We start from the raw sequence: 25,056 nt of genomic DNA on the forward strand, positions 1-25,056 counted from the left end.
CCCGGCTGTCGTGTCTCCGGGGGCGCGACGGCCGGGTGCAGGACCCCAGGAGCAGAGCGCGCGCAGGCGCCGAGGTCTTGGGTTGGCCTCCGTGTTGAACAGCGGCACACGAGGCAAGTGGTTCCCGCCCTCGTCGGAGGGGTCGGGGGCGGGACCGCGCTCACAGACGTCCGACAGTGAGATTCCCACGTCTCCTGTCGGATGGCGGCCTCTGACCGCGCCCCCGGGCAGAGGCCGCCCAACGCCCTGGTCCTGGTTCCCCTCGCCGGAACCGAGACCAGGGCGATCAGCTGGCAGCCAGCCGCTCCGCCTCAGTGTGCAGGGCCTCGATCAGGACCAGCTTCAGGCGGAGATCCTCGTCAATGAGGGCGTCTAGAACTTCCATCTGGCCCATCTGTCACAGAACACCTCATATGCACCAATAGTTCACTTCCATACCGAGCGAGGTCCCGGACAGCAGAGAGCCCCAGCCCGGGACAGGACACCGTTGACGAATCCGTCCTGCTGCATCAAGCGGCGGCGGCGATGGGATTCTCAATTCTCCGGACGCTGGATTTCGCGTCAAGGAAACCTTGACATACATCCTTGGTCGGGCTTCCCTCGACGCATGAGTGATACCACCCAGGAACCCCGAAGCTCCGGTGAGCGGTCGAGTAAGTACCGATCGGCGGCGTACTCCCAGGTCAGCCTTGCTCGCCTGGGCGTATCGGAGCACGCCCGCGATTTAGCCGACGCAGCCCGCGGCCTGGTGCCCACCACCTGCGACGCCCACGCCGGCGACGGCGAGTTCGTCAAAGACGCCGCTCACCTGGTCGAGGTGGCCCGCCTCCTGCTGGAGTCCGCCGTGGTCTATGAGCGCATCAAGGGCACCAGCTGGGAGCAGATCGGCACCGCACTGGACAGGGTCAGCCGCCAGGCCGCCCACGAACGCTATGCCCGCGCCGAGAAGGAATTTCAGCTGCGGGTCCTGCACGCCTGGTTGCTGCCCGAGCACGCCGGCGAGCTGTTTACCACCGCCGACCGTCTCGCCAGGTTCGTTGCCGGGCTGAGCACCTGGGTGAGCGCCCACCGCGAGCTCGACGAGATCGACCACGGAGACCAGCCGATCACCGCCGGCCTGCAGTCCATGAGCACCGCCGAGCGCTCCGCCCTGATCACCCAGGCTGCATCCCTGCTCAACACGATGGAGACCCGTTCCGCCGCCGACGACCGGCAGCGACACGAACTGAAGGTCGGCCTGTGCCGCCGCGAGATCGAGCTGTATGAGGACCTGAACGTCCAGTCCTCCGACGACGCCGACGTACTCGCTGCCCTGTCCGAAGCCCGCACCCGCCTGGCCGAACTCCAGGCCGACGAAACTGCCACGATCTCGATACGCCACGAGATCGGAAGGAACAGATGATGACGTGCTCCACTCGCAAGATCGAAGGCACGGTCCTGCGCCGAGGTTGAGGGGTGGGTGAGCAGCCGTTGCTGCTCACCCACACCCACCCCCTCCACCTCGAATTCGCCAACAGTGTCCCGGGACACGTGGGGGCTCTTTGTCGTTCGCGCTATCCGATGGCAGAGTTGCGACGAGGGACCTCGACATCGTCGGGGAGATCGATGGCATCCATCTTCAACCCAACGAACTGAACCAGCATGGCCAGGCAGTGCAAGATGCTCGCCATGGACCAGACGGTGAAAAGTCCGCTCACGGTGCCCGTGACAGCTAGTACAGCCACGTTCGTGTCCTTGGACATGGCAGAGAGAACCACCAGACCAAGCATTCCGAACACCCCGATCACTCCCGTGAACAGGAACGGCGCTAGGTAGTGCACAGGATCCCGATTGATCGCGCGAAGTTTGCGAAGGAACGGCTGATCCATGAACGCCGCCTGGACAGCCACGCCAGCGAGAACGGCGCCGAGGATCACGCCGACCAGGCCGGCGGCGACGGGCACCGTCCTTAGAAGCGCCTCCGGCTCGACCAGAGCCATGGAGACAGCCGCTCCTCCTGCAAGGACTCCCAGCGCGAAGTCGAGTTGGAGAACCTCGCTCAGCTTGAAGTCCAGCGCTTGCCATAGATGTTGGAGCACGCCCTTGGCCATCTACTGATCGCCGCCTTTATGGGGTGATATCGCCGCGCATGGTGCGATAGTCGACGTTGTCAATTTACCCTTCGCTGGCCTGTTCGTACCCTGCAGCTGGTGGTTTGGCTGCGACGTACTCGCGGAGCGCGCCGAGAACAATCTGCATCCCGTGCATCAGATCGCGACCGAAATCATCGATCTGCTTCTGGTCAGCTTGCTCCTTGCTTTTGAACAAGGCCTCGGCTACGCCGTGTTGTCCGCGAGCGGAAAGCTCAAGCTCAAGGTCACCTGTCTCGGTGCCGTTCAGCTTGCTCCGAAACTCCTCGGATTCGGTGTTCAACACGCCGTTGCGAGCAGCGGCGAACTCTTCCGTCTTACGACGGGCAGCAAGAGCCCGCATCTCCTGACGGTCGGCGTCGATGTCCCGGCCGGGGTTGGAGAACTTCACGGTCCTGCGCATCTTGTGAACCAAGGGGTTGTTGTGCAGCCATGCATCGACGCTCGAGCGGGATGTGATCAGATCCACATCCCACTCTGTGGGCATGTGCCCCTGGATGACGACGGCTTGGTTGAGGATCTCCTGGAGCCCCTTTGTGAAGCCGGCCTGCTGGAGACGAGCTGCTGTCGCGAAGGCAACCCAGCGCTGGGAGTCGCGAAGATCAACCGCGAACGGAACGACTGTTTCCTCTGAGGCGGTGTCGGAGACTTCGGTATCGCCCTTGATCCACGACCATTCCGTGGGGTTAAACTCACGCCGCTCCGCCGGCTCAGAGAAGCCCAGCGTGCCTATCATGAAGTCCCTACCAGCCTGGATGTCCATGTCGGCGGCGAACCATGTCTTAGCGGTCGAAGCGTCGGTGGCCGGCTCAGTGAACGCGGTGCGACGGCTTCGTGCCAGCTCGGCCATATCTTCAGCGAAGCTTCGCATCGCGAGCGTGTCCTGATTTGGGCGCCGACGGTTGATCCGCGCGAAGACGACCTTGCGTTGTCTTAGAGCCATGTCCGCACATCCCTTGGCGTTTGGTGCTTCACGATGGCTCAACATCATCGCCTCCCACCGAAGATCAACAGCGCGGATGTGTAGCAGTGTGAGCGAACAGTGACACTTGATTGCAGATACGGCCCTACCGCTCCATTCCTTCCTTCCTGCGGCTCTCAGCAGAGGCCTGCCGTAGTTCCTCTAGACGATTGAGTCCAAGGGATCGCCTGCGAAAATAGGGCGAGGGCGTTCAAGATCCGTTTGTGACGACAGAACTGAACACCCTCGCAACCGCACTCTATGTCAAGATCGACGACGCGGTGAAGGCATCGCCGGACCTGCTGCCATGGCGGCCGAAAACGGGGATCGCACCCGCCCTCAGCGACGCCGAACTCGTGACACTGGCGGTGATGTCGGCTCTGCTGGGCTTCACCTCCGAGCGGCGCTGGGTGCGCTATGCCCACACCGAACTGAGGGACATGTTTCCTTACCTGCCCGGGCAGTCCGGGTACGGAAAGCGGCTACGCAAAGCGTCCGGCCTGGTCCTGCACATGATCAGGATGCTGGCCGCCGACACCTCGCTGTGGAGCGACGACGTGTGGCTGGTCGACTCCACGCCGGTGGAGTGCGGCCGATCCCGGGAGACGGCCAAGCGCAGCGATCTGGCCGGGTGGGCGCAGTACGGCTACTGCGCGTCCCACTCGCGGTACTTCTGGGGATTGCGGCTGCACCTGTTGTGCACCCTGGGCGGGCTGCCGATGGCGTTCGCGCTCACCGGCGCCAAGGCCGACGAGCGCGAGACCCTGCTCGGGATGCTGGATTCGGCACCCGAGATGGTGGCCGCCCGTCCCGGTCAGACGATCATCGCGGACAAGAACTACTACGGCCGCGCCTTCGAGCAGGCCCTCACCGAGCGTGACCTGAGGCTGCTGCGCCCAGCCCGCAAGGGTGAGCCCGAGCGGGCCGGAGCACGCTTGTTCAAGCCGTTGCGGCAGACCATCGAGTCGATCAACCAGACCTTCAAGGGCCAGCTCGACCTGGAACGACACGGTGCCCGTACTCCTGCTGGCGTCATCATCCGCGTACTGACACGGATCCTGGCACTGACCGCCGCAATCTGGCACAACGACAAGACTGGACAACCGATCAAGCGATCCCTGATCGCCTACGACCACTAACTGTGACCGAAGCCCTTGGACTCAATCATCTAGGCGTGGAGCGAGGGCGTCCATGATGCGAGCGTGCAGCCACTCCGGCGGCTCGTCGGCTGGCGGTTCATCCGGGAGGTCTGTGGTCATGCTGCCCATGCTCACCTCGGCCGGTGATCGCCCGCAGGGTTTCCAGCTACTGCCCGCCTCGTAGGCCGGGCGGTAGCGCGCCGGAGGATGGCGCAAGATCCCGTCCGCACGCCAGGACCACACCCGGTTGGGCGGAACCGAATCGGACTTGGATGCGAGCCAGCGACAAGCCGGAAACCTCGCTGTCCCGAAGGACAAGGGTGCGGCTGACGGCCGAATCGCGAAGCTTCCAGGTATGCGAAAGGCCGCCCTACCAGATCCAGCAGAGCGGCCTTCGTCGTGCGTGAACTAATTACGGACGATTGACCACACCCCATCAGCCTTGATCGATGCATACCGTGCACCAGGGGGCAGTGCGACGCTGCCGTTGTAGGCGCCGACCTGGCAATCCCCTCGAACCGTAGAGACTTCTGTTGTGGTGATCTCTCGCTTTAGGATCTTGCTAGTGCGCTGCGCGCCCTCGCTGGGGCAGGCCCTGGCCTGCCCGCACTCCTGCCGCCCGGGGCCGTAGAGGTCTCCGGGGTCAAGGGCGGCCGAAGGCCGTCGCGCAGCGATCGCGTCAGCGACCCTTGAGGCCGGAGCAGGCGGCCCCGGACACTGCGCGGCGCATCCCCCGGCCCGCACGAGGTATTCGATCAGGAGAACGTGGCGGCTCATGCCGCCTCCTTCCGGTCGTGCCGCGCAGCGGCCCTGCGTTTCCTCTTGTCCTCCTTCTTCTGCCGTGCCGCGGCCCGCAACCGCCGCTGAACCGACGGATCCAGCCGCTCGAACTCCACCGGCGAAAACATCGCGTTCGTCGAGTGCAGCCGCATCGTGTTGAAGTCGTCGATCCAGGCGGCGATCGCACGACGAGCCTGCTCACGGGTGGCGAACGGCTCGCGGCGCAGTAACTCGAACTCCACACTGGAAAAGAACGACTCGGCCGCGGCGTTGTCCAGCGCCGAACCAACCCGCCCCATCGACTGGACGATGCCCATCCGCTCACAGGCCTGCCGGAAGTCGGCCGCGGTGTACTCCGACCCTTGATCACTGTGAAACTTCACGCCCGCGACATCGCCGCCCCGCAGTGCGACCGCCATCTGCAGCGACGCGGTGGCCAGCGCGGCTCCCTTATGCGCGCTCATCGCGAACCCGAGCACCCGGCGGGAGAACAAGTCCTCGGTGGCCGCCAGATACAGCACGCCTTCAGCGGTGGGGATCTCAGTGCCGTCCCCGCACCAGGCCACGTCCGGCCCGGGGGCGGTGAAGTCCCGCCGCAGATGGTCATCGGCCCGCCACCGGCCCCGGCCCAGCCGGGTGGTGTTCTTGCGCTTGTTCCTGGGCCGGGCCACCAACGCACGTTCAGCCATGATCGCGGCCACGGTGTTCTCGCTCACCCGCCAGCCCAGCCGGCGCAGCCGGGCGGTGATCCGTGGTGATCCCTCAGCGCCTTTGCGCTGGTGAAACAGCGAGACGATGGCCTCGGTCAGCCGTATTCGGCGGCGTTCACGCTCACTCGGGCCCTCGCGCCCCCGCCGCGACCACTTATAAAACCAGGACTGCGACACCTCCAGCGCCCGGCACGCAACCGCGTGCGCAACGCCGTGCTCGGCCCTCTGAGCGGCGATGAAGCCGGCCATGCTCACCTGCCCATCGCGTCCTTGACCCAGAGGGCCACCGAGCGCTTGAGCACATCACGCTCCATCGCCAGCTCCGCGACCTCCCGGCGCAGCCGGACCAACTCGGCCCGCTCGTCCTCGCCCAGGCCGCCGTTGCCGGCCCGGCGCCGCTGCCGGGCCATGTTCACCCAGTTGGCCAACGTACCCGCGTTGACGCCCAACTCCCGGGCCACCCGCACGATCGGCCTGCCCGTCTCCTCCACGATCCGGACCGCACCGTCCCGGAAGTCCTGCTCGAACCTTCGCCGTGTCTCTGTCATCGCCGTCCCCCTTAAGGCGATATCTCTACGTTACGAGGGGAAGCCCAGACCTTGTTCGCCACCAGGTCATGGGTTCGACCGTTTGCGTCCAGCGTCCAGACAGAGAAGTAGCCCTCACCGCTGTGGCGGATCTTCAACCGGTGTAGGCCGCGGCTGGTGCTGCTCAGCCGGATGACGTCGTCTCCTGTGCCTCGGGTGGTGATTGACCAGGCGCGCGATTTAGTGAGGGGGAGGACTTCCAGGGACCATGCGCCGTCAGCTTTGATGCTGAACGCGGCGGTCTTGTTGGAACTGCTGGTGTTGAACGCTGCGGTCCCTTTGTAGGCGCCGACCTGGTTTGCGAGGAGGTCGTTTTCTTTGCCTGCTGGGTTGAGTGTCCACACGGAGAAGTAGCCCTCCCCCTCGTGGGTGATCTTGACGATGCCTGGGGCGGTGGTGGCCCGGATGCGGATCAGGTCGTCTCCTTCGCCCTCGTAGTGAGTACCTGCTGTGGTCGAAGGCGTTGCGGCGTTAGCCGGCGGGGCGATGAGCATGGCTGACGCCAGCGCAGCAAGTGCGGCGAGTATGCGAAGGGGGCGCATGATGTGGCTCCAGGGCAGGGAGATGGTCTGGGAGAGAAGACGCGTGAGATGTGTGCCAGGTGCACATGCGGGGCTGGTGTGCTGGGATCGTCGTTCATGATCTTGCCGAGCGTTGTCTCGAACGCCTCGGCCTGTTGCGGAGTCGGTTCCTTCGACACTCGCAATGAGGTTGACGTTTCGCCCGTCGCAGGACGGGTTGGGGCTATCAGCCTCCTGCTTGGCCTCGTTGATGCCCTGGAGGAGGGTGTTGCCGCCCTGGGCGCCTCAGCGTGGTGATGGGTTCCAGGGGTCAGGCGGCCAGGTCGTACAGGAGGCGCCGACGCTCGCGCTCGGTCAGCCCGCCCCACACGCCGCACGGCTCGCCGCGCTGCAGCGCGTACTCAAGGCACTCGGCACGCACCTCGCATCTGCGGCAGATCCGCTTCGCTGCTTTCGGGGAGCAGCCCTGCTCGGGGAAGAACGTCTCCGGATGGACCTCGCCGCACCGGGCGAAGTCCCGCCAGGTGGACGTGTCGTCGGTCACGTCGTCGTACTGACGCTCTGGCCAAGCTCGTACGGTCACGGCTTCTCCTACCGATCAAGAACCGAGGGTCGGCAAGGTGGCGAAGGCGATCACAATCGCGACCGCTCCCCCGCCTAGTAGTACTTCGTTAAGTTACGAAGTGTTATGGGGCGCGTACATTTGATGGCATACGTGGCAAGCGCCGGTCCAGGTGGCGAGTAAAGCCTGGAGTTCGCCGAGAACCTCATACAAGGTCAGGCCGGCGCAGGGACTTTTGGGTCTAGCCGTAGTTCGGTACAGAATACCTGCGCTAATGCGGCCAGGGTGACGTGGCGGTGCCAGCCGAAGAAGCTCCGCCCCTCAAAATGCTTGAGGCCAAGACCGGTATTGAGCTCCCGGTAGTCATGCTCGATCCGCCAGCGGATCTTGGCGAGCCGGACGAGTTCGCGCAGCGGAGTCTCGGCGGGGAGATTGGTGATCCAGTAATCGGTGGGTTCGGATTCGCCTGCCGGCCATTCCACCAGCAGCAAACGCGCAGGCAGGCTGCCGTCGGGGTTGCGGGGGATGTCTTTGTTGGCCAAGAGAACCGGTAGAGCCATGAAGCGTGATCGCATTTTCGCGCCCGGATTACCGCTGGTCTTCCTTGTGCCTTGCCGCCAGGTCACCCGCCGCAGATTCGCCCGCCCTGCCGCCAATGCGAGATTGCGCAGATTCGATGGCTTGCCTGGATAGCGTGGTCTCGGCGGGCGCCCCTTGCCGCTGTACTCCGGCAGTTCAGGCACCGCATCTCCGGGATAGGCCGACAGATCATCGGAGACGGCCGCCACGTAAGACAGGCCGCGGTCCTCCAGTCCCAGCCGGAAAGCGGTGCAATCGCCATAACCGGAGTCAAAGACCACCGGAAGATCGGTGCCGACTCCCCACTCGTCGTACATCTGGTCGATCATGTTTAACGCCAGTCGCCACTTCTCCTGGTGACCGACGTCCTGAGGGATCTTGCACCGGTCGCGGCGCTTGTGGACCGTTTCCGCCTGAACCGGATCCTCGATCTTGGCCGGGTCCCACGACTCGGGGATGAACAGCCGCCAATTGACCGCGGACGAGGCATGGTCGGTGACCAGATGTGCGCTGACGCCGATCTGGCAGTTTCCGGTCTTGCCCAGGGCTTGTTCGTGAATAACTGTCAGAGTTGATCTGCGGGGCAGTCATCGGCGGACGTAATACGATCTTGCAGTTGCTCGAGCGTACGTGCGGGCGATCCGGGGATCGGCGTGACGGAGATTTTGTGCAGGTCGAGGATCCGGTGGCCATCTTGGAACTGGTTGGACAAGTTGGTGCGGGTGACGCCCAGCAGGCGGGCTAGGAGGGTGCTGGTCGCGGCCTTGCGGCGACGGAGTAAAGCGGTCAGGAGCCGGTGGAAGTGATCTAGGCTGCTGGTCTGCGGATGGAGGTAGCGGCGCGGGCGGTGGAAACGGCGTTGAAAGGCCGCCTCTGCCAGCGCGTCCCAGTAGGGCTCCGAGATCTGCACCAGGCGGGCGAAGTCCGAGCGCGGCATGCCGGTCAGGGCCGGATCGGTGAGCATCCAGGTCACGTCCGGATCGATCGGTTGGTTGGTCTCGGCTTCTTCGGAAAGTCTGGGAGGGGTGGGGGCCAGGGTGTAGTTCCAGTCGCCGTGGAATGCATCGGGTGTGATCGGCAGGGCATGGAACTCGGCGGGCGTGACGGCGGTGCCCAGTGGGTAGTTGCCGGTGTCCAGTTCGGCGCTGACTCTCAGTCCGGCCTCTGTTGTCGTCGCGGCGATCGTCTCGATGACGACCTGGTAGCTGGTCAGCGGGCGGCCACGCCAGTTGGCGGTGATGTGGCAGAACATCCGGTGCTCGATCTTGTTCCACTTCGAAGTGCCGGGAGGAAAGTGGCAGACCGTGATCTCAAGGCCGCTCTCGCGGGCGAAGTCGTGTAGTTGCTTCTTCCATGTCCAGTAGCGGGGGTTGTTGGAGCCACCGGCGTCCGCGGTGATCAACAGCCGGGTGGCGTGCGGGTGGTCGAGACAACCGCGGCGTCGCCACCAGCGGCGGACGGACTCCACCGCGAACTCGGCGGTGTCGTGATCGGTTCCGACGTTGACCCAGCCGCTGTTGGTGGCGAGGTCGTAGATTCCGTAGGGGATGGCCACTGGCTGGTCGCTGGTGACGAGGGTGTGGCTGTCCACCTTGATCGGGTTCTTTCCCGGTTGCCAGGTACGTCCAGGCCGGTCGCGGTTGCCGAGCCACTCTTTGGCTTTGGTGTCGATGCTGATCACCGGCTGGTCGTCGTCGAGGAAGGCGGCGGCGGTGGCGTTGAGATGGGCAAACTGGGCGTCGCGATCCGGATGCCGGGTGCCTTCGGTGGTCTTGGCCGTGCCCTGCAGGCTGTAGCCCAGGCCGTGCAGCAGGTGGCCGACGGTTGTGGCACCGATCGGATGCTTCTGCGCGGAAAGGGCATGGGCCAGGCTGCGCAGCGACAGCGTGGTCCAGCGCAGTGGGGAGACGGGGTCGCCGCGAGTGTGCGGCTCGATCAGTGACTCAAGGGCCGGTAGCAGGCCGGGGTCGGTGACTGTCAGCGGTTTGCGCCCGGCGCCCGAGGCCCGGATGCGGCGGGTCGGCGCGGGGTGCGTCTCCAGCTCGATGATGCCACGCGCGATGGTGGCGGTACTGATGCCGGAGGCTGCGGCCACCAGGGCAATCCCGCCATGGCCGAGCACGGCGGCCTCGCTGGCCAGGTAGAGGCGACGGCACCGCTCGTCAAGGTGCGGCAGGATCTGCTCGAACTTGGCCCGCAGCTCGGCTGCGGGTACATCTTCCTTCGAAGAGGCGGTCATGCTCCAGCGTCTCACCGTCGACCCGGTCCCGCAGATCAACTCTGACAGTTATTCACGAACAAGCCCCCAGCGTCCCGGAATACATCCGGGCCACTCCCGGAGAATTCGGGCCGTCCTTGGGGAAGCCGACATCGTCGATGACGACCGCCTGCGGACCGATCCGTTCCAGCGCCCAATGTGTGAGGTTTTCCCGGACCGGTTCGTAGTCCCAGGTCGAGTCGGCCATGAATTGCTGTAACCGCTGGGTGTCAACTCCCAGACGCTCCGCCATCGGATCCATCGACTTGCGCCGCCCGTCCAGCATCAGCCCCCGCAGATACAACTCGCCGGTGGCGAGTTGATCACGGCGACGAAGCACCCTCCGCAGCATCTGATCTGCAAACTTCTCAAGCCGCGGGCGCACCGGCGCCATCTCGTCAGGTGTCACGACAACATGATCCCGAAGTGACTTCTCAAAATGATCACGCTAGGTGATCGACAATCTAACGAAGTACTACTAGAGAGACGATCATGAAGGTCGAGACGCGCAACGGCATGTCGCGCAGCGAGCGATACGCGACGTCGCTGGCGGCCAGGGCCAGGCCGCCGAGCAGGAGAGCGGCGATCCCCGGTGACAGGACCGGTGCGAAGTCGAGCACGGCGGGCAGGGAGATCAATCCGGCCAGGCCGATGATGATCGCGGCGATCGCGGTCATGATCCTCATCGGGCGGCCCGGACGTGCAGGGCGGGGGCGCCGACGTTCGAAGGCGAGGGGCATGTCGAGATCGTCATGGGGTTCGTCGCGGCGGAGCGGCGGCGGGTCCGGGTCCATCTGGCGGTCTCCGTTCGTGATCTTGTCTGGTTACTGTGCGTGCGCGGGCGCCGAGCCATGCCCGGTGTTGCAGGTGACTGTGACGTGCACTGTGACAGGGACGCTGTTCCGCCTCGTGTCTTTAAGGGGGAGCGGGGAAATGGCCGTCACAGCACCGGGGAACTGTGACGATCTTCGGCGTCACAGTTCCGCGTCACAGTTCGCCATCCGGTGACTCTGGGTAGTCGTCGAGGTCTCCCCGGCGGGTGTGGATGACCTCGAACACGCCGAACGTGTCGGTCTCTTGAATGCAGCCCCAACCCATGAGGATCGGGCGGCACTTGCGCACCCACGACTCACCCCGCCGGGCCCGCCGTTCGAGTTCGTCGTACAGGTCCGACCAGCGGAACCGGTTGCCCTCGCCGATCTTGGCGTGCAGGACGTCGAGCAGGATGTCGAGGGCCTCGTCGCGGTGCACGATCGGCCGGAAATGGGCCTCGTCGGGGTCTTCGGGAAAGTCCATGTCCCGGCCGGGCAGCATGCCGCCGTCGTCGACCTCAGTCTCGACGCCGTGGCGTTCGAGTTCGGCGATCGCCTCATCGAGCACGGGCTGCGCCTCGGGGCTCTCGCTGAGGGTGATCGCCAGGTCGCCGACGACGGCGCCGGCGACCTGCTCGCGCTCGGCCTGTTCTTCCTCGGGGCCGGGCTCGGTCTCGTCGTCGTAAGGGTCGCCGAGGTCGAACCCGGTCTCGGGCTCCTCGTCGAAAGGCGTGGGCTCGCTGCGGCGCTCGGCCGCCGACGGCTTGGGCGGCAGGGGCTCGGCGGGGATCGTCACCCTCGGGGCCAGCCGGTCGTCGAGCAGCACGGCGCCCTGCAGCGGCGCGGGGCCGGCGAACGCGTACTGCCGGGGGGCACGGTCGCGCTCGGCGGCCCGGGCAGCGGCGAACCGCTCGTACGGCTCGCCCCACGACTCAGCCGTGACCGGGTCGAGCGGGTCGACCAGGTGCATGTACTCGGCGATCGCGCCCGTGATGTCGGACCCGTCGCGGGCGGGCCGGGCGAACCGCGCGGGGATGGCCTGGCGGTTCAGCGGCAGGTGCCCGAGGGCGGCGTAACACATGCCGCCCTGCCGGTTGCCCCACGCCCACGGCGTCGCGCCCATGTCGAGCAGCTCGGGCGGCATGACGAGGGCGGCGTCGTCGGGGTCCTTGACCCCGAAGTGCAGCAGGTCGCCCGCGTTCGAGCGCAGGTTCGTGTCGATCTTGTCGTGCTTGGCGATCTGCACCTCGGGCATGAGCTGAATACCCACCGAGGCGGCGCGCTCGGAGAGCTGCGTCATGTGCGGGTTGTTGAACAGCGCGGCCGCCTCGTACACGTGCACGAGCAACCACGTCAGGCCACAGCCGGGTTCCCACTCGCGGCACACCTTGCCGAGCAAGTTGCGGCGCGGATCACCGAGAAAAGCCGCCCGTCGCGGGATCGTCACGTTCACGAGGCGATGGAAGAACGCGCGGATCGCCGAGGGGTGGGTCAGCACGTAGGCCGCGCCCTCGCCGATCGCGCCGAGCTGCTGGTCGGCCTTGACGGGGTCGCACAGCACGATCGCCGCGTCCTTGCGGGTGGCGACGCACACGTCGATCTGCTCGCCCGCCAAGCCCTTGCCCGAGCGGGTCATGCCGACGATGGTCATGTGGGAGTGCGGCTTGTCCTCGCCGTCCTCGGTCTTGGCGGCGACGTGCGGCAGCAGCAGGGACAGGTCGAGGCCATCGCGGTACTTCCCGAGGCCCTCGATCGGCTCGACGATCGACTCGCCCGGCGCGGTCGGACCACCCCACGGGAACGGCCTCTTGAGCGGGTCGACGCGCAGGATCGTCACGCCGACCTTGTCAAGGTAGTCGCCGACGGCGACCGTCGTGCCGCCGAGGATGCCGCCGCCGAAGCGCGTGAGCTTCTGCAGCACGCCGCGCTCGGTAAGGTCCTCGGGCACCTCGCCCTCGCCGAGTTCGATGCCCACGTGCAGCACCTCGGGCGTGTTGGCGAACACGGTCATCTGTGAGTCCTTGACCTGCGGCATGTGCTCGGCGGTGAACTGCTGCCAGCGGACGGGCACGTTCCCGGCAGCCGCGCCGAACCCACCGGCGGCGCGTTCGAGCTCGCGCATCGCTGAGGAGGTATGCCGCCTGTTCCAGATCATCGCCGACGCGACACCGAACACCCCGGCGGCGATGAGCACATACTTGTTCGGGCCGTACGCCACGGTGTAGGCGATGACGCCCACGGACGCAGTCACGTTGAACAGTTCGTGCCAGCGGCCGAGGTCACGCCGCCGAGTCAGGTGCAGCGACACGTACAGCATGACCGCCCCGGCGACCGCGATGCAGAACGCGGTGAACGCCTGCACATCGTAGTGCCGGGCGAGCCACCAGGCGGCCGGGGCGATGCCAATCGCGGTGACGACCAGGACCCACGGGGCCAGCACACGCCACAGGGCCGACAGCTCGCCCCCGACCTCGCCAAGCTGGCGGCGGGTCTTGCGTTCAACCTTGCGTTCCTCACGCAGGCTGCGATTCGTCAGCACCATGATCAGAGTTCCAATTTCTCGTCGTCCGGGCGCTTGGGCCTGCCCTTGCCCTTGCCGTACTTTTTGTCGCGCAACCCGTCGACCGCGACACCGCAGTGCTTCTCGAACGAGGGGTACAGCGAGCGCACCCCGGCGCGAGCGAGCTTGAGACACACGGCGGCCGTCACGAGGCCGACGGTCGCCCGCATCGCCCGCAGGTACTTGTCATCACCCTGGTCGACGCCCTGGCGCTGTGCTTCCTTGAGCAGCGCGTAACAGCGCTTGAGCAGCTCGCGGCGGCGATCGGAGAACTCGTGTTCGAGGTCGCGCAGCAGTTCCTCGGCATAGCGGCCGTACAGGCGTATCTGCTCGGGCTTGCGGGTCGGATATTTGACCAGGTCAGCGGCACGGCGTGCCATGCGTCACCACTCCAGCGCTCGGGGGTTGTGCGGGTCTTCTGGATCTTCTGGGTCGGGGATGGCACCGGGCGGCCAGATCATCGGCTCAGCCAGTTCGGGCGGCTCGACGTCGTCGCGTTCAGCGGGGTACAGATGCGGGGCCGCCGCGCGGGCCGCGCTGCGCAACTTCCACCACAGGCCGGCCAGCAGGCAGGCCAGCAGCACCGCGGCCAGGACGACGCCGAGCAGCATCAGCGCGACAACGACTGAGGCGATCAGCAGGGCAACGCCGAGCACAACCTTGGCCAGACGACCGATGATCTGCCTGGGACGCCGATAGAGCCGCTGCTGCCGCCACCAGATGACCGGCGGGATCCCGTCGTACATGGAGCGGCGGAACCCGGCAGCGAAGGCGAGCGCCGCAACGATCAGGAACAGGTACATCATCGGCGCCTCTTCCTCGCTCGGGCGGAGATGCCGAGCCGGTCGCCGAGCTGCTGGCACCAACCGGGCAGGGCAGCGCCGATCAGGAGCCCGAACAGGAGCCCGGCGGCGACACCGGCCAGCTCGCGATCCAGGCCCCACTGGATCAGGCCCAGCCGCACCGTGGCCGAGAGCACAGCAACGACGACCAGGAGAGCTGGCATCCGCGGCGTGCGGGAACTCCTGGCGGCAGCAGACGGTAACGGCGCGGTGGGAGGTGCGGCCGATGCCGGTCGGGCAACGCGGTGAAAGGTGGAGGACTCCTCGCTCATGCCGTCACCTTCTTCGTCGTCGCTGCGCGGGCCAGGCAGCACAGGATCCGGTCGACGAGTGCCAGGGCAACGATGCGAGCGGTCACCGCGCGCCGCCCGCCGGGCCGCGGCCGTTGAGCGGCACGAGTGTGCCGGTACGGAGGAACTCCTCACGGTCGATCGGGTGACCGTCAAGCACGCCCGGAAAGTCGTCGTCCTCAGGCTCCGGGCCGCTTCCGTTCGTCGCTGCGGCGCGGTCGCGCCACGCCTGCCGCAGCGCCGTGATCCCGGGGCCGGCCAGCATCTCGGCGGGGGTCATGCCAGCGGTCAGCTCTTCATCGGTCGGCTCGTCGACCTTCGGCACGGAGATGGCATGGTGACCGTTCAGAGCGGTGGACAGGATCGCGTTCTTGAGCGCGAAGTCGGTCCGCTCTGCATCCTCGTCGTACCGGTCCTCGCCGGGCTCGGCGGCCTTCAGCGCGGGTGGCACGGGCGGTTCTGGAGTGGGCTCCTCGACGGTCTGCTCCTGCCGCTCCCGATCCACCTCGGCAATGAGGTCTTTCGCCTCTTGGGCCTCGATGCCCCACCGCTCCTTCAGAGGCCGCCAGCCGAGCCTTTTGCGGCCCGGCTCCAAGCTCTCCTCATAGGCGAGCCGTGCCGCCTCGTACCGGTCGACTGCCACGAGACGAACGGTCTCCGTGACGGTCTTGATGATCGTCTCGGGCTGGCACACGTGCTCCGGCTCGGACTCTGCTACAGGCTCTGGAGGGGAGGTCTCAAGCGCCTGGCGGGCGCTGCGCACCAGCCACATCAACAGCTCGTAGGCGAGCACGAATGCCACCGGCGCGAGTGCGCTGAGCAGGCGCGATCCCAGTCCGCCGTTCCACCCCTGTGCCACGTTCGCCACGAGCGTGACCACGCAGCCGAGCATCAGCGCGATCCATACTCCGAGTGGCACGGGGATGTTCCGGCGGGAGCAGTAGACCATCACGAGCGACGCCATGACGATCACGCCGTCCGACATGGCCGGGTAGAGGATCGCCATGTCGTGCGGCTCTCCGAGCGCGAGCGCGAGGGCGTAGAAGTGGTGGTACGAGACGTAGGCGGCGGCTCCGGCGACGCCCAGCAGGATGGCGATTGCGACGCCCCGGATCAGCCGGTCACCGGATGCCTCCGTGCCAGTCGCCGGCCGCGCCTGCGAGGTGGCCGAGGCCTTCTTGGTACGGGCTCGAAACGGGGCCGCCGCGAGGCTCCACATGCGGCCGAGGATCCGGCGGCCGTGCCACTTCAGCTCCATGTCGGCTCCTCCTTGACGATAGGTGTATTTGCACCTCAAGCTAAGGTGCAAATACACCTACCGTCAAGGAGACTCCAGAGATGACCGGGAGATTGCTTCGTGCACAGACACCCAGCTACCGTGATCGTGTGCCCAACCAGCCGAAGACGCCCAACAGGACCTTGCGCTTCGGCGACCCGGAATGGGAGGGATTCGGAGTCTTCTCCGAGGCGCGGGGCAGCGACCGCACCAAGATCCTCGCCCTGTTCATCGACGCCTGCCTCGGCCGACCCGTCCAGCTCCCCGCCCCACTGCCGCCGGCCCACTTCGCGGCCCTCCTGAAAACGGCGGCAAGCGAGACCGAGAAGGCCCTGCAGGCCGAAACGAACGACAGCAGGCGCGAAGTGCTCGACCGCAAGCACAAGGCGCTCCAGGCCCTGGCCACCGAAGCCGCCGAACGCGCCAGCCAGCAACTCTCGTAGACTGGACAGCGAAGAGCGCCGGCCCGGGGAAGGGCCGGGGCTCTCGCATCTGGGCAACTGGAGCAGGATGTCCACCGGCGCCCCAGCCGCGACACACAGGGGCCGTACGGTAGCAATCGATGCCCCCACGGTGGCCACCTCGTCGGCGACGTCCATCATTCCCTTCGGCCTGGCAAGGAAATCGCCAACGGCACCCCCGAGGACTCTTCGGCTGCCGGGGCAACTCGCCGAGCGGATGACCATCGCTCGCGAGAAACTCGGCGAGACGGCCGCCCGGAACGAGGTGGTCGTCCTCGACGCCGAACTGGCCCGCTCAAGAGCGTGGTCCGCGACAGCTGGCGGCCTCTTCTCGCCAGTTAGCGAAGTCGGCGATCTCCTCGAAAGTGGCAGCCCCCGAGGCTCGTAATGGCGCACAGGTGCGCATGTCGAGCTCGAATGTGTCAGCAGGGCTACCGGTAGCCATAAACGGACATTAGTGGACATTAGCATATCTTCTAGATTTTTCTGCGCTTCAGTGTCGCTCTAGGTCGGTCAACGCTGCTCCAGGACAATGAAGTAATCCCAACGACTTTCACGTGATCTTGCCGTACTCGATGTGGGTGAGAACGAGAGCGGCCTTGGCGATATCGCCGACTCGGCTGGGGCTGAGCGTGATGTGCTGAAGCGTCCGCCAGCGTTGCTCCAAGAGCGCGAAGCCACGTTCTCCCAGGCAGCGCAGAGAACGGAGAAGCGCGTTTCTGGTACGGGTGTCAACGTCCAGGTCCCGTCCGTCGGCGGGCTGCTTGACCGGGACGTAGATGCCGATGCCTGCGCCTTCGTAGCCCGAGTCGGCCAGCAGCGGCATGTCCCTGAGATAGGGGCGGATGGCATCGAGAACCTGTTCTCGCGCTGCGGTGATGTCGTGGGTGGAGCCGGGAAACGCTCCGGATATCCAGATCGGGAAGCCGCCGGGCTGCATGAGGGCTTGGAGGTTGGCGGCGAAAGCGCGGGCCTTGCCGGAGTACCACGCGTCGATCTCCTTGCCCTTCACGCTGGTCTTCTTCTCGCCGACCCGGTCGATGCTCGTCAAGGTGCCGTCGATGATCAGGTGAGGCAGTCCGTCGTCGCGGGCCCGCTCCAGTGCGTCCTTCAGTTCGGGTGCCTGCTCTGCCAGGACATCGATGACTTCGTCCAGGTAGCGGTAGGAGGTGGAGCGGGACAGGCCGAAGCCTCGGCCGAGGTTGGGGATGTCGCCGCCGTTGCGGAACCACACCAGACCGAATACCGCCTGCCACCAGGTGGTTCGCTTCCTGGTGCCCTTGCGGGTGCCGCGCACGCGTCGTTCGCGACCCAGCAGCTTGGAGAGATAGGAAACCAGCTCCCGTGGGACGTCGAGGATGGCACGATAGGAAATCACGTGGAGTCCTTCGGAGATTACGGATCGTGAACAATCCGCTTCTATCGGGGACTCCACGGTCATGTCAGGCGAACGACGGCACCTCTACATCTCGGCCGCTTCGCGCAGGACCATCCCGTTTTGCCTGCTGGGATTACCTCAATCAACGCCGCTAAAGGCCAGCCAACGCCACTAAAGGCCGTTTAACGCATTTGTTGTTCGTTTCGAATTACGGATAACCCTGACTTTGATGATGGTGTTTCACCAGGTCGGAGCCCATTTGATAGTTTGCATTGCCTTGTTCGCATCCCACGTACAAAAAAGGCTGTATTGTTACGGCCAGCAACGAGAAAGCCCGGCCCCTCGGCAAAGGGGTCGGGCTTCTGTAGAACAACTGGACCTGGGTCCGAGCGCTGTTCTGGGCTGTCAACGCTGTCCAGTGTAGCGCTCTGCCGCCGAGCGGTCTCCAGGTCCGGCGACCGCCTGTGTCTCAACGACAGCGAGGAAGCGCCCCATGAGCGACAGCAAGAACTTCTGCATAAGCGTGACCGTCCCGGAGAGCTGGGGGCGACAGGTGCGGGTCGTCATCCTCACGATTGTGGTGATGGTCCTCGTAGTCGCGTACGGCCGCGAGGACCTGCTCGCACTCCTGGCGCACCCATAGTGCCGTGAGCGCCTCGGCTCGCCGGCCCCACCAGGATGCTCCTTATCCTGAGCGCACGCCCTACAACGAGGGCGTCTCCACCGTCGAGTCAGACGTCGCCGAACTGCTGACCGGGCAGGTCGAGATTCGTGACCTGCTGGCGCGTGTCGTGGCCTGGCTCGAAGGCGTACAGCCCTCGCAGGCCTCGCAGACCCACCTGCGAAGAGCCTCCGCCGTATGGCGGGGGTTCTTCCTTACGTTCCACCGGAACGACGAAAGGCCCCCAGCCTCGGCCGGGCTCTCGTACGTGCGGGCCGGCCGTCGCGGAGTGGGATTCCACGACGACCGGAGCTACGGTCCTCACCAAGAAGATCAACCTTATGTACATCCCACCATGCCTCACTGGCAGATGGACAACCTGTCGAGCAACTCCGCCAACACCAACGTCCCACGGCCAATTCGGTCGCGGGACGTTTTCATGATCGTGCGCATCTCATGCGCAAAAATCTTGGGTTTCCATGGGGGGCGCTGGGGTCTGATGACACATCACTTGTTGCGTTTCCGCTGGTCAGAGCCTAGATCGAATCCGGGACCAGCAGGGCTACGCACTCCACGTGGTGGGTCATCGGGAAGGCGTCGAAGGCACGCAGGTCGGCCAGTCGGTAGCCGCGCTCGGCGAACAGGGCGAGGTCGCGGGCGAGGGTGGCCGGGTCACAGGAGACGTAGACGATCCGGGTGGCCAGGAGGGTGGAGACCTGGTCGACGACCTCACGGCCCAGGCCGGCCCGGGGCGGGTCGACGACCACCAGGTCCGCCCTCTCGATGTCGAAGCGGTCGAGGGCGTTCTCGACGCGGCCCCGGGCGAAGCGGGCCTGGGGCAGGTCCCGGAGGTTGCGTTCGGCGTCGCGCACGGCGACGACGTCGGATTCGATGCCGAACACGGCCCCCTCGGGACCGACGGCCTCGGCCAGGCCGGCGGCGAACAGGCCGACGCCGCAGTAGAGGTCGAGGGCCCACTCCCCCGGCTGCGGGTCGGCGAACTGAAGCACCGCGGCGAGCAGCGTGGCGGCGGCGCCGGGGTGGACCTGCCAGAAACCGCTCCCGGTGACCTGGAAGTCGCGGTCGCCGACCCGCTCGGTGAGGTGGTTGCGGCCGTGGACCACGCGGGTGCGGCCCTTGCCCTCGTCCACGAACACGGCCACGCTCGTGTCGAGGTCGGGGATGGCCACCGTACGGCGGGGCTTGGGCGCGACCACGACGGCCTGGTCCCCGCCGCTGGAGGCGATGACCTCGACCGAGGAGGCGTTGCGCCAGTTCATGACCTCGGCACCGACGTTCTCCACCTCGGGGTGGGCGATCAGGCAGAGATCCACCGGCTCGATGTCGTGGGAGCGGTGACGGCGCAGGCCCGCGACACCCTCGCGGTCGACGGCGAACTGGACACGGGTGCGCCAGCCCAGGCCGTCGGGGGCGCCCGGCACCTCCTCGACGACGCCCTTCCAGTCGATGCCGGCCAGCCGCTTGAGCTGCTCGACCACCACATCGGTCTTGAGCAGGCGCTGAGCGTCGAGAGAGGCGTGCTGCCAGTCACACCCTCCGCAGCGGCCGGGACCCGCGAACGGGCAGGGCGGGGTCACCCGGTCGGCCGAGGGCTCCAGGATCTCGACCGCGTCGGCCCGCAGGAACCTGCTGGTCTCCTCGGTGATCTCCGCGAGCACGCGCTCGCCGGGGAGTGCGTGCCGGACGAAGACCACCCGGCCGTCATGACGGGCAACGCACCAGCCGCCGTGTGCGACCGGTCCGATCGTCAGTTCAATCGCCATGCCATGCCCCCAGGGTCCGTCGTGGTCAAGCCTCCCTACGTCAGGAGTACACAGGAAAGGTTATGCCTTGCCGTCCTCGCCTCGGGCCACCCCGTCACCGGCCTCCGCGTTCCGGGCGGCCTCCTCGTGGCGATCCTGGAGGCCGGCGGCCTCACGCCGGCGGCGGCGGACGGCGTGGGGGGCGTAACGCTCGGGGCGACCCTTGAGCCGGTCGGAGGAGTGCAGCTGCCAGGGCACGCTGGTGACCATCACACCGGGCTGGAAGAGCAGGCGGCCCTTGAGCCGGAGCGCGCTCTGGTTGTGCAGGAGATGCTCCCACCAGTGACCGACGACGTACTCCGGGATGTAGACGGTCACCACGTCGCGGGGCGAGCGGCGGCGCAGCGACTTGACATACTCCAGGACCGGCCGGGTGATCTCTCGGTAGGGGGAGTCGAGCATCTTCAGCGGCACCGGGATGCCCCGCCGCTCCCACTCCTCCTGCAGTGTCCGGGCCTCCTCCCCCTCCACCCCCACGGTGATCGCCTCCAGTGTGGAGGGCCGGGTGGCACGGGCGTAGGAGAGCGCGCGCAGGGTCGGCTTGTGGATCTTGGAGACCAGGACGACGGCGTGGTTGCGCGCGGGCAGCATCGACTCGTCCAGCTGGGAGTCCTCGGGCACGGCGAGCTCGCGCGCCACGTTCTCGTAGTGGCGGTGGATGGCCTTCATCATCAGGAACAGCACCGGCATGGCCACGCAGACGATCCAGGCGCCATGGGTGAACTTGGTGAGCAGCACGACCACCAGCACCACGCCGGTCATGACGCCGCCGAAGAAGTTGATGACCCGCGAACGCCTCATCTGCGCCCGGACCCTGGGATCGGTCTCGGTCTTCAGATGCCGGGTCCAGTGCCGCACCATGCCGGTCTGGCTCAGGGTGAACGACACGAAGACGCCCACGATGTAGAGGTTGAGCAGACGGCTGACGTCGGCCTGGAAGCCCCACAGCAGCAGGCAGGCGGCGGCGGCAAGGATGACGATGCCGTTGGAGAAGGCCAGCCGGTCGCCCCGGGTGTGCAGTTGGCGCGGGAGGAAACGGTCCTGGGCGAGGATGGAGCCGAGCACCGGGAAACCGTTGAAGGCGGTGTTGGCGGCGAGGAACAGGATCAGCGCGGTGACGGCGGCGATGACGAAGAAGAACACCGATCCGTTGCCGAAGACCGCCTCGGAGACCTGCGCGATGATCGGCGGCTGGTAGTAGCCGGGCCCGGCCGGCCGGCCGTTGATGAGCACGTCACGGGCGGCGGAGACGGGGTCGGCGAGCTTGACGCCGGAGGCCAGGCCGAGCGTGATGATGCCGACGAACATCGTCACCGCGACCAGGCCCATCAGCAGCAGCGTGTCCGCGGCGTTCTTGCTCTTGGGCTTGCGGAAGGCGGGCACGCCGTTGCTGATGGCCTCGACCCCGGTGAGTGCCGCGCAGCCGGAGGAGAATGCCCGCAGGATCAGGAAGGCCGCCGCGAAGGACGTCAGGTGGGTCTGCTCCGTCACGATCTCGTAGCCGGCGGTGGGCGCGCGCAGCTCGTCGCCGAGCACGAGCAGCCGGAAGCCGCCCCACACGATCAGGCCGATGACCGCGAACATGAACGCGTAGGTGGGGATGGCGAAGGCCGCGCCGGACTCGCGGATGCCCCGGAGGTTGACGATCGTCAGCAGCACGACGATGACGATCGCGACCAGCGGCTTGTGCTCGGCGACGTAGGGGATCGTGGCGCCCACGTAGTCGACGCCGTTGGCCACCGACACCGCGACGGTGAGGATGTAGTCGACCATGAGGGCGCTGGCGACGGTGAGGCCGGCGTTGCGGCCCAGGTTGACGGTGGCCACCTCGTAGTCGCCGCCGCCGCTGGGATAGGCGCGCACGTTCTGCCGGTAGGACGCGACGACCGTCAGCATCACCAGGACGACGGCGGCCGCGACCCAGGGGGCGAAGCCGTAGAAGGCGACTCCGCCGATGGAGAGGATGGCGAGGATCTCCTGAGGGGCGTAGGCCACCGAGGAGAGGGCATCGCTCGCGAAAACGGGCAGCGCGATCCGTTTGGAGAGCAATTGTTCATGCAGTTGTGTGCTGCGCAGGGCACGTCCGATGAACAGGCGCTTCACGAGGTCCGTCACCTTCGACACGTCTGCCGATGCTAGTCCCCATTGGCGCATCCCGCTGACGCGGCGCTCCCTGGGCGGGCCATACTGGCTAAGTACATCGGGAACAAGATCCGCCTCAACCCGACCGGCGGGGGAGCATGCATATCGTGATCATGGGGTGTGGCCGAGTGGGTTCGACCTTGGCGCACATCCTGGAGGACAGCGGCCACTCGGTCGCGATCATCGACCGTGACCCGCAGGCGTTCCGCCGCCTGCGGGCCGGCTTCCGAGGTCGCCGGGTGACCGGGGTCGGTTTCGACAAGGACGTCCTGGAAGAGGCAGGTATAGAGTCGGCCGGCGCCTATGTGGCGGTGAGCAGCGGCGACAACTCCAACATCATCTCCGCCCGGGTCGCCCGCGAGACGTTCGGCGTCGACAACGTGGTGGCCCGCATCTACGACTCCCGGCGGGCGGAGGTCTACCAGAGGCTGGGCATCCCCACCGTGGCCACGGTCCGCTGGACCGCCGACCAGGTCCTGCGCCGGGTGCTGCCCGAGGGCGCCGAGCCGCTGTGGCGCGACCCGACCGGATCCGTCGTGCTGGCCGAGGTCGCCTACCACGCCCGATGGATCGGCACCAGGATCAAGGACCTTGAGGAGGCCGCGGGCACGCGCACGGCGTTCGTCAACCGGCTGGGCGAGACCCTGCTGCCCAAGAGCGACTCCGTGGTGCAGGAGGGTGACGTCCTGTACGTCATGGCGGTCGAAAGTGACATGGACCGCATCAACAAGGTGCTGTCCGGTGCGCCGGAGGAGGATCACTGATGCGCGTCACCATCGCGGGAGCCGGAGCGGTCGGCCGGTCGATCGCCGCCGAACTCCTGGAGAACGGGCACGAGGTCCTGCTCATCGACATCGATCCCAAGGCCATCAAGATCGACACGGTGCCCCGGGCGGAGTGGCTCCTCGCGGACGCCTGCGAGATCTCCTCCCTGGACGAGGCCGGCCTGGCCGACTGCCACGTGGTCGTCGCCGCCAGTGGCGACGACAAGGTCAACCTCGTCGTCTCCCTGCTGGCCAAGACGGAGTACGGCGTGCCGCGCGTGGTCGCCAGGATCAACCACCCCAAGAACGAGTGGCTGTTCAACGAGTCGTGGGGGGTGGACGTGGCCGTCTCGACCCCTCGCCTGCTGAGCGCCCTGGTCGAGGAGGCGGTGAGCGTCGGCGACCTGGTCCGGCTGATGACCTTCCGCCAGGGTCAGGCCAACCTGGTCGAGCTCACCCTGCCCGAGGACGCGCCGGTGGTCGGCCAGCGCGCCGGCTCGGTGCCGTGGCCGAACGACACCGCCCTGGTCGCGATTCTGCGCGAGGGACGTGTGCTGGTGCCCACCGCGGACGACCCGCTGGAGGCCGGGGACGAGCTGATGTTCGTCGCCAGCCAGGAGGTCGAGGAGGAGCTGGCCCGGCTCCTGTCGGCGCACCGCTCCGTCCGCTGAGAGACCACCGGTCCCGTACGGCGTGCCGTACGGGACCGGTCTGCTTCCAGCGACCGCTGCGGGCTCAGGGCAGCGCGGGTGGCCGGACCGGGGTCCGGCCTCTGGACAGCAGCCACACCATGGCGGCCAGGCCCGCGACCTGCAGCGGCCAGCCCATCACGATCTTCAGGATGCCCAGCTCGGCGACGGCGTCGTTGCCGCCGATCAGGTAGACGGGGAGCTGCACGGCCACCCGGACCACGCACGGGATGAGCAGCATCCAGGTGAGCCGGGAGCAGAGCCGCACGACGGCCGGATCGGCGCGCCAGCCCGTCGGGTCGCCGGTGACGGATCCGATCATGAAGCCCACCACCGGCCACCGGGTGACGATCGACAGCAGCATCGCCACCGAATAGGCGGCGTTGTAGAGGATGCCGGGCAGGTAGACGGCTCGCGCCTCGCCGGTGCGAGAGGCGAAGAACGCGCCCACGCCGATGCCGACCAGGCTGTTGAGCACGAACTGCGGCGTCGAGCGCTGCAGCAGCCGCACGATCAGCAGCACCACCGCGGCGGAGATGCTGACGATCAGGGACGTCTTGAGGTCGGAGGTGACGATCCACATCACGGTGAAGGCGATCGTGGGCACGGCGGCCTCGACGATGCCGCGCACCCCACCCAGAGCCTTGGCGAGCTGGACGCGTATCGCCGCCTCCACCGTGTCGTGGGCGGCGGTCTCATCAGTGGTGGTCATGTTCTCGCTCACCGCTCTGTGGTCGTCGATCGTTCACGCACCGCCCGCCGGACGGAGCTCGTATCGGGGGTTGAACATCACCTTGCGCCCGTCCTGCACGCTGACGAGTCCCTCGGCGAGCACCATCCGGCCCGGCTCGATTCCGGCGATCTTCCGGCGGCCCAGCCAGATCAACTCGATCACGTCCGAACCGTCGTAGAGCTCCGCTTCGAGCGCGGGGGCACCCCCACGAGGCCTCAATGTCACCGTACGTAGCGTACCGGTAACACAGAACCGCCGGCGCCCGGCGCACGAGACGATGGGAGTGGCGCCGTGGCGATCGAGGTCCTGCTGGAGTTCGGTGGCCTCCATCTCGGCCTGACTTGTGGTCAGGCGCCGGAAGAAGCCCCGAAATCCGCCCTGTTTATGCGGTTCCTGAGAA

Annotated in this window: 23 protein-coding genes and 3 pseudogenes; 6 read left to right on the plus strand and 20 right to left on the minus strand. The window is 66.6% G+C overall.

Translation table 11 applies throughout. From position 1 onward, the window contains the following. Window positions 1–607 precede the first annotated feature (607 nt). Window positions 608–1,402, plus strand: a complete 795-nt coding sequence (locus FHR32_RS01480; protein WP_184752287.1) for a hypothetical protein — start codon at window positions 608–610, stop codon at window positions 1,400–1,402. A 151-nt stretch (window positions 1,403–1,553) separates the two neighbouring features. Here FHR32_RS01480 and FHR32_RS01485 read toward each other — a convergent pair whose 3' ends face one another. Together FHR32_RS01485 and FHR32_RS01490 are read right to left on the minus strand one after the other, a co-directional pair. Beyond that, window positions 1,554–2,090 (minus strand): hypothetical protein, encoded by a 537-nt coding sequence (locus FHR32_RS01485; protein ID WP_184752289.1) that lies wholly within the window; start codon window positions 2,088–2,090, stop codon window positions 1,554–1,556. Between the two features lie 64 nt (window positions 2,091–2,154). Then, the gene (locus tag FHR32_RS01490; RefSeq protein WP_184752291.1) at window positions 2,155–3,072 is read right to left on the minus strand and encodes a DUF4747 family protein; all 918 of its coding nucleotides are present in this window, start codon (window positions 3,070–3,072) and stop codon (window positions 2,155–2,157) included. Between the two features lie 242 nt (window positions 3,073–3,314). Here FHR32_RS01490 and FHR32_RS01495 point away from each other — a divergent pair, with 242 nt between their 5' ends. After that, window positions 3,315–4,229: an IS982 family transposase gene (locus FHR32_RS01495; RefSeq protein ID WP_184752293.1), complete on the plus strand. Its 915-nt coding sequence runs from the start codon at window positions 3,315–3,317 to the stop codon at window positions 4,227–4,229. 773 nt (window positions 4,230–5,002) lie between these two features. Here the strand turns inward: FHR32_RS01495 and FHR32_RS01500 are convergent. From FHR32_RS01500 to FHR32_RS01560, 13 genes and pseudogenes are all read right to left on the minus strand, one after another. Beyond that, on the minus strand, window positions 5,003–5,968 hold the full coding sequence (locus FHR32_RS01500) for an IS3 family transposase (protein ID WP_246466380.1): 966 nt from the start codon (window positions 5,966–5,968) through the stop codon (window positions 5,003–5,005). 2 nt (window positions 5,969–5,970) lie between these two features. Continuing rightward, window positions 5,971–6,267 carry a transposase gene (locus FHR32_RS01505; protein ID WP_184752295.1) on the minus strand — a complete coding sequence of 99 codons (297 nt, stop codon included), beginning with the start codon at window positions 6,265–6,267 and terminating at the stop codon, window positions 5,971–5,973. Window positions 6,268–6,278: 11 nt separating this feature from the next. Beyond that, the gene (locus tag FHR32_RS01510; protein ID WP_184752297.1) at window positions 6,279–6,848 is read right to left on the minus strand and encodes a hypothetical protein; all 570 of its coding nucleotides are present in this window, start codon (window positions 6,846–6,848) and stop codon (window positions 6,279–6,281) included. Between the two features lie 289 nt (window positions 6,849–7,137). After that, entirely contained in the window at window positions 7,138–7,410 is a 273-nt protein-coding gene (locus FHR32_RS01515) for a WhiB family transcriptional regulator (RefSeq protein ID WP_184752299.1), read from the minus strand. 194 nt (window positions 7,411–7,604) lie between these two features. Beyond that, a pseudogene (locus tag FHR32_RS01520) lies at window positions 7,605–8,516 on the minus strand (IS701 family transposase); the annotation flags it as partial. 39 nt (window positions 8,517–8,555) lie between these two features. Next, window positions 8,556–10,207 (minus strand): annotated as a pseudogene (locus FHR32_RS01525) (ISAzo13 family transposase). Between the two features lie 64 nt (window positions 10,208–10,271). Continuing rightward, window positions 10,272–10,634, minus strand: a pseudogene (locus FHR32_RS01530) (transposase); the annotation flags it as partial. Between the two features lie 55 nt (window positions 10,635–10,689). Beyond that, window positions 10,690–10,902 carry a hypothetical protein gene (locus tag FHR32_RS01535; RefSeq protein ID WP_184752303.1) on the minus strand — a complete coding sequence of 71 codons (213 nt, stop codon included), beginning with the start codon at window positions 10,900–10,902 and terminating at the stop codon, window positions 10,690–10,692. Between the two features lie 310 nt (window positions 10,903–11,212). After that, window positions 11,213–13,579 carry a DMT family transporter gene (locus FHR32_RS01540; protein ID WP_184752305.1) on the minus strand — a complete coding sequence of 789 codons (2,367 nt, stop codon included), beginning with the start codon at window positions 13,577–13,579 and terminating at the stop codon, window positions 11,213–11,215. 2 nt (window positions 13,580–13,581) lie between these two features. Then, entirely contained in the window at window positions 13,582–13,977 is a 396-nt protein-coding gene (locus tag FHR32_RS01545; protein ID WP_184752307.1) for a hypothetical protein, read from the minus strand. Between the two features lie 3 nt (window positions 13,978–13,980). Further along, window positions 13,981–14,403, minus strand: coding sequence for a hypothetical protein (locus FHR32_RS01550; RefSeq protein WP_184752309.1), 423 nt, complete (start codon window positions 14,401–14,403; stop codon window positions 13,981–13,983). Beyond that, on the minus strand, window positions 14,400–14,603 hold the full coding sequence (locus FHR32_RS01555; RefSeq protein WP_184752311.1) for a hypothetical protein: 204 nt from the start codon (window positions 14,601–14,603) through the stop codon (window positions 14,400–14,402). The genes FHR32_RS01550 and FHR32_RS01555 overlap by 4 nt, the downstream gene beginning before the upstream one ends. A 190-nt stretch (window positions 14,604–14,793) precedes the next feature. After that, window positions 14,794–15,987, minus strand: a complete 1,194-nt coding sequence (locus FHR32_RS01560) for a DUF2637 domain-containing protein (RefSeq protein ID WP_184752313.1) — start codon at window positions 15,985–15,987, stop codon at window positions 14,794–14,796. 128 nt (window positions 15,988–16,115) lie between these two features. Here FHR32_RS01560 and FHR32_RS01565 point away from each other — a divergent pair, with 128 nt between their 5' ends. Beyond that, entirely contained in the window at window positions 16,116–16,448 is a 333-nt protein-coding gene (locus FHR32_RS01565; protein WP_184752315.1) for a hypothetical protein, read from the plus strand. Window positions 16,449–17,019: 571 nt separating this feature from the next. Here the strand turns inward: FHR32_RS01565 and FHR32_RS01570 are convergent. After that, on the minus strand, window positions 17,020–17,844 hold the full coding sequence (locus FHR32_RS01570; protein WP_184752317.1) for a transposase family protein: 825 nt from the start codon (window positions 17,842–17,844) through the stop codon (window positions 17,020–17,022). A 493-nt stretch (window positions 17,845–18,337) separates the two neighbouring features. On the opposite strand from FHR32_RS01570, the gene FHR32_RS01575 reads away from it, so the two are divergent. Continuing rightward, complete coding sequence (locus tag FHR32_RS01575; protein ID WP_184752319.1) at window positions 18,338–18,487, plus strand: hypothetical protein; 150 nt, start codon at window positions 18,338–18,340, stop codon at window positions 18,485–18,487. Window positions 18,488–19,041: 554 nt separating this feature from the next. On the opposite strand, the gene FHR32_RS01580 is transcribed toward FHR32_RS01575, so the two are convergent. Together FHR32_RS01580 and FHR32_RS01585 are read right to left on the minus strand one after the other, a co-directional pair. Next, the gene (locus FHR32_RS01580) at window positions 19,042–20,289 is read right to left on the minus strand and encodes a class I SAM-dependent RNA methyltransferase (RefSeq protein ID WP_184752321.1); all 1,248 of its coding nucleotides are present in this window, start codon (window positions 20,287–20,289) and stop codon (window positions 19,042–19,044) included. Window positions 20,290–20,349: 60 nt separating this feature from the next. After that, on the minus strand, window positions 20,350–22,452 hold the full coding sequence (locus FHR32_RS01585) for an APC family permease (RefSeq protein WP_184752323.1): 2,103 nt from the start codon (window positions 22,450–22,452) through the stop codon (window positions 20,350–20,352). 116 nt (window positions 22,453–22,568) lie between these two features. Between FHR32_RS01585 and FHR32_RS01590 the strand changes: the two genes are divergently transcribed. Beyond that, window positions 22,569–23,234, plus strand: coding sequence for a potassium channel family protein (locus FHR32_RS01590; protein WP_184752325.1), 666 nt, complete (start codon window positions 22,569–22,571; stop codon window positions 23,232–23,234). Then, window positions 23,234–23,905, plus strand: a complete 672-nt coding sequence (locus FHR32_RS01595; RefSeq protein ID WP_184752327.1) for a potassium channel family protein — start codon at window positions 23,234–23,236, stop codon at window positions 23,903–23,905. The genes FHR32_RS01590 and FHR32_RS01595 overlap by 1 nt, the downstream gene beginning before the upstream one ends. Window positions 23,906–23,969: 64 nt before the next feature. On the opposite strand, the gene FHR32_RS01600 is transcribed toward FHR32_RS01595, so the two are convergent. Together FHR32_RS01600 and FHR32_RS01605 are read right to left on the minus strand one after the other, a co-directional pair. Then, a complete protein-coding gene (locus tag FHR32_RS01600) occupies window positions 23,970–24,635 on the minus strand; it encodes a DUF3159 domain-containing protein (RefSeq protein WP_184752329.1) in 666 nt (221 codons plus the stop codon). Window positions 24,636–24,668: 33 nt separating this feature from the next. Continuing rightward, window positions 24,669–24,881: an OB-fold nucleic acid binding domain-containing protein gene (locus FHR32_RS01605; protein ID WP_425584198.1), complete on the minus strand. Its 213-nt coding sequence runs from the start codon at window positions 24,879–24,881 to the stop codon at window positions 24,669–24,671. Window positions 24,882–25,056: the final 175 nt, after the last annotated feature.

Source organism: Streptosporangium album, assembly GCF_014203795.1.
Lineage (GTDB): Bacteria > Actinomycetota > Actinomycetes > Streptosporangiales > Streptosporangiaceae > Streptosporangium > Streptosporangium album.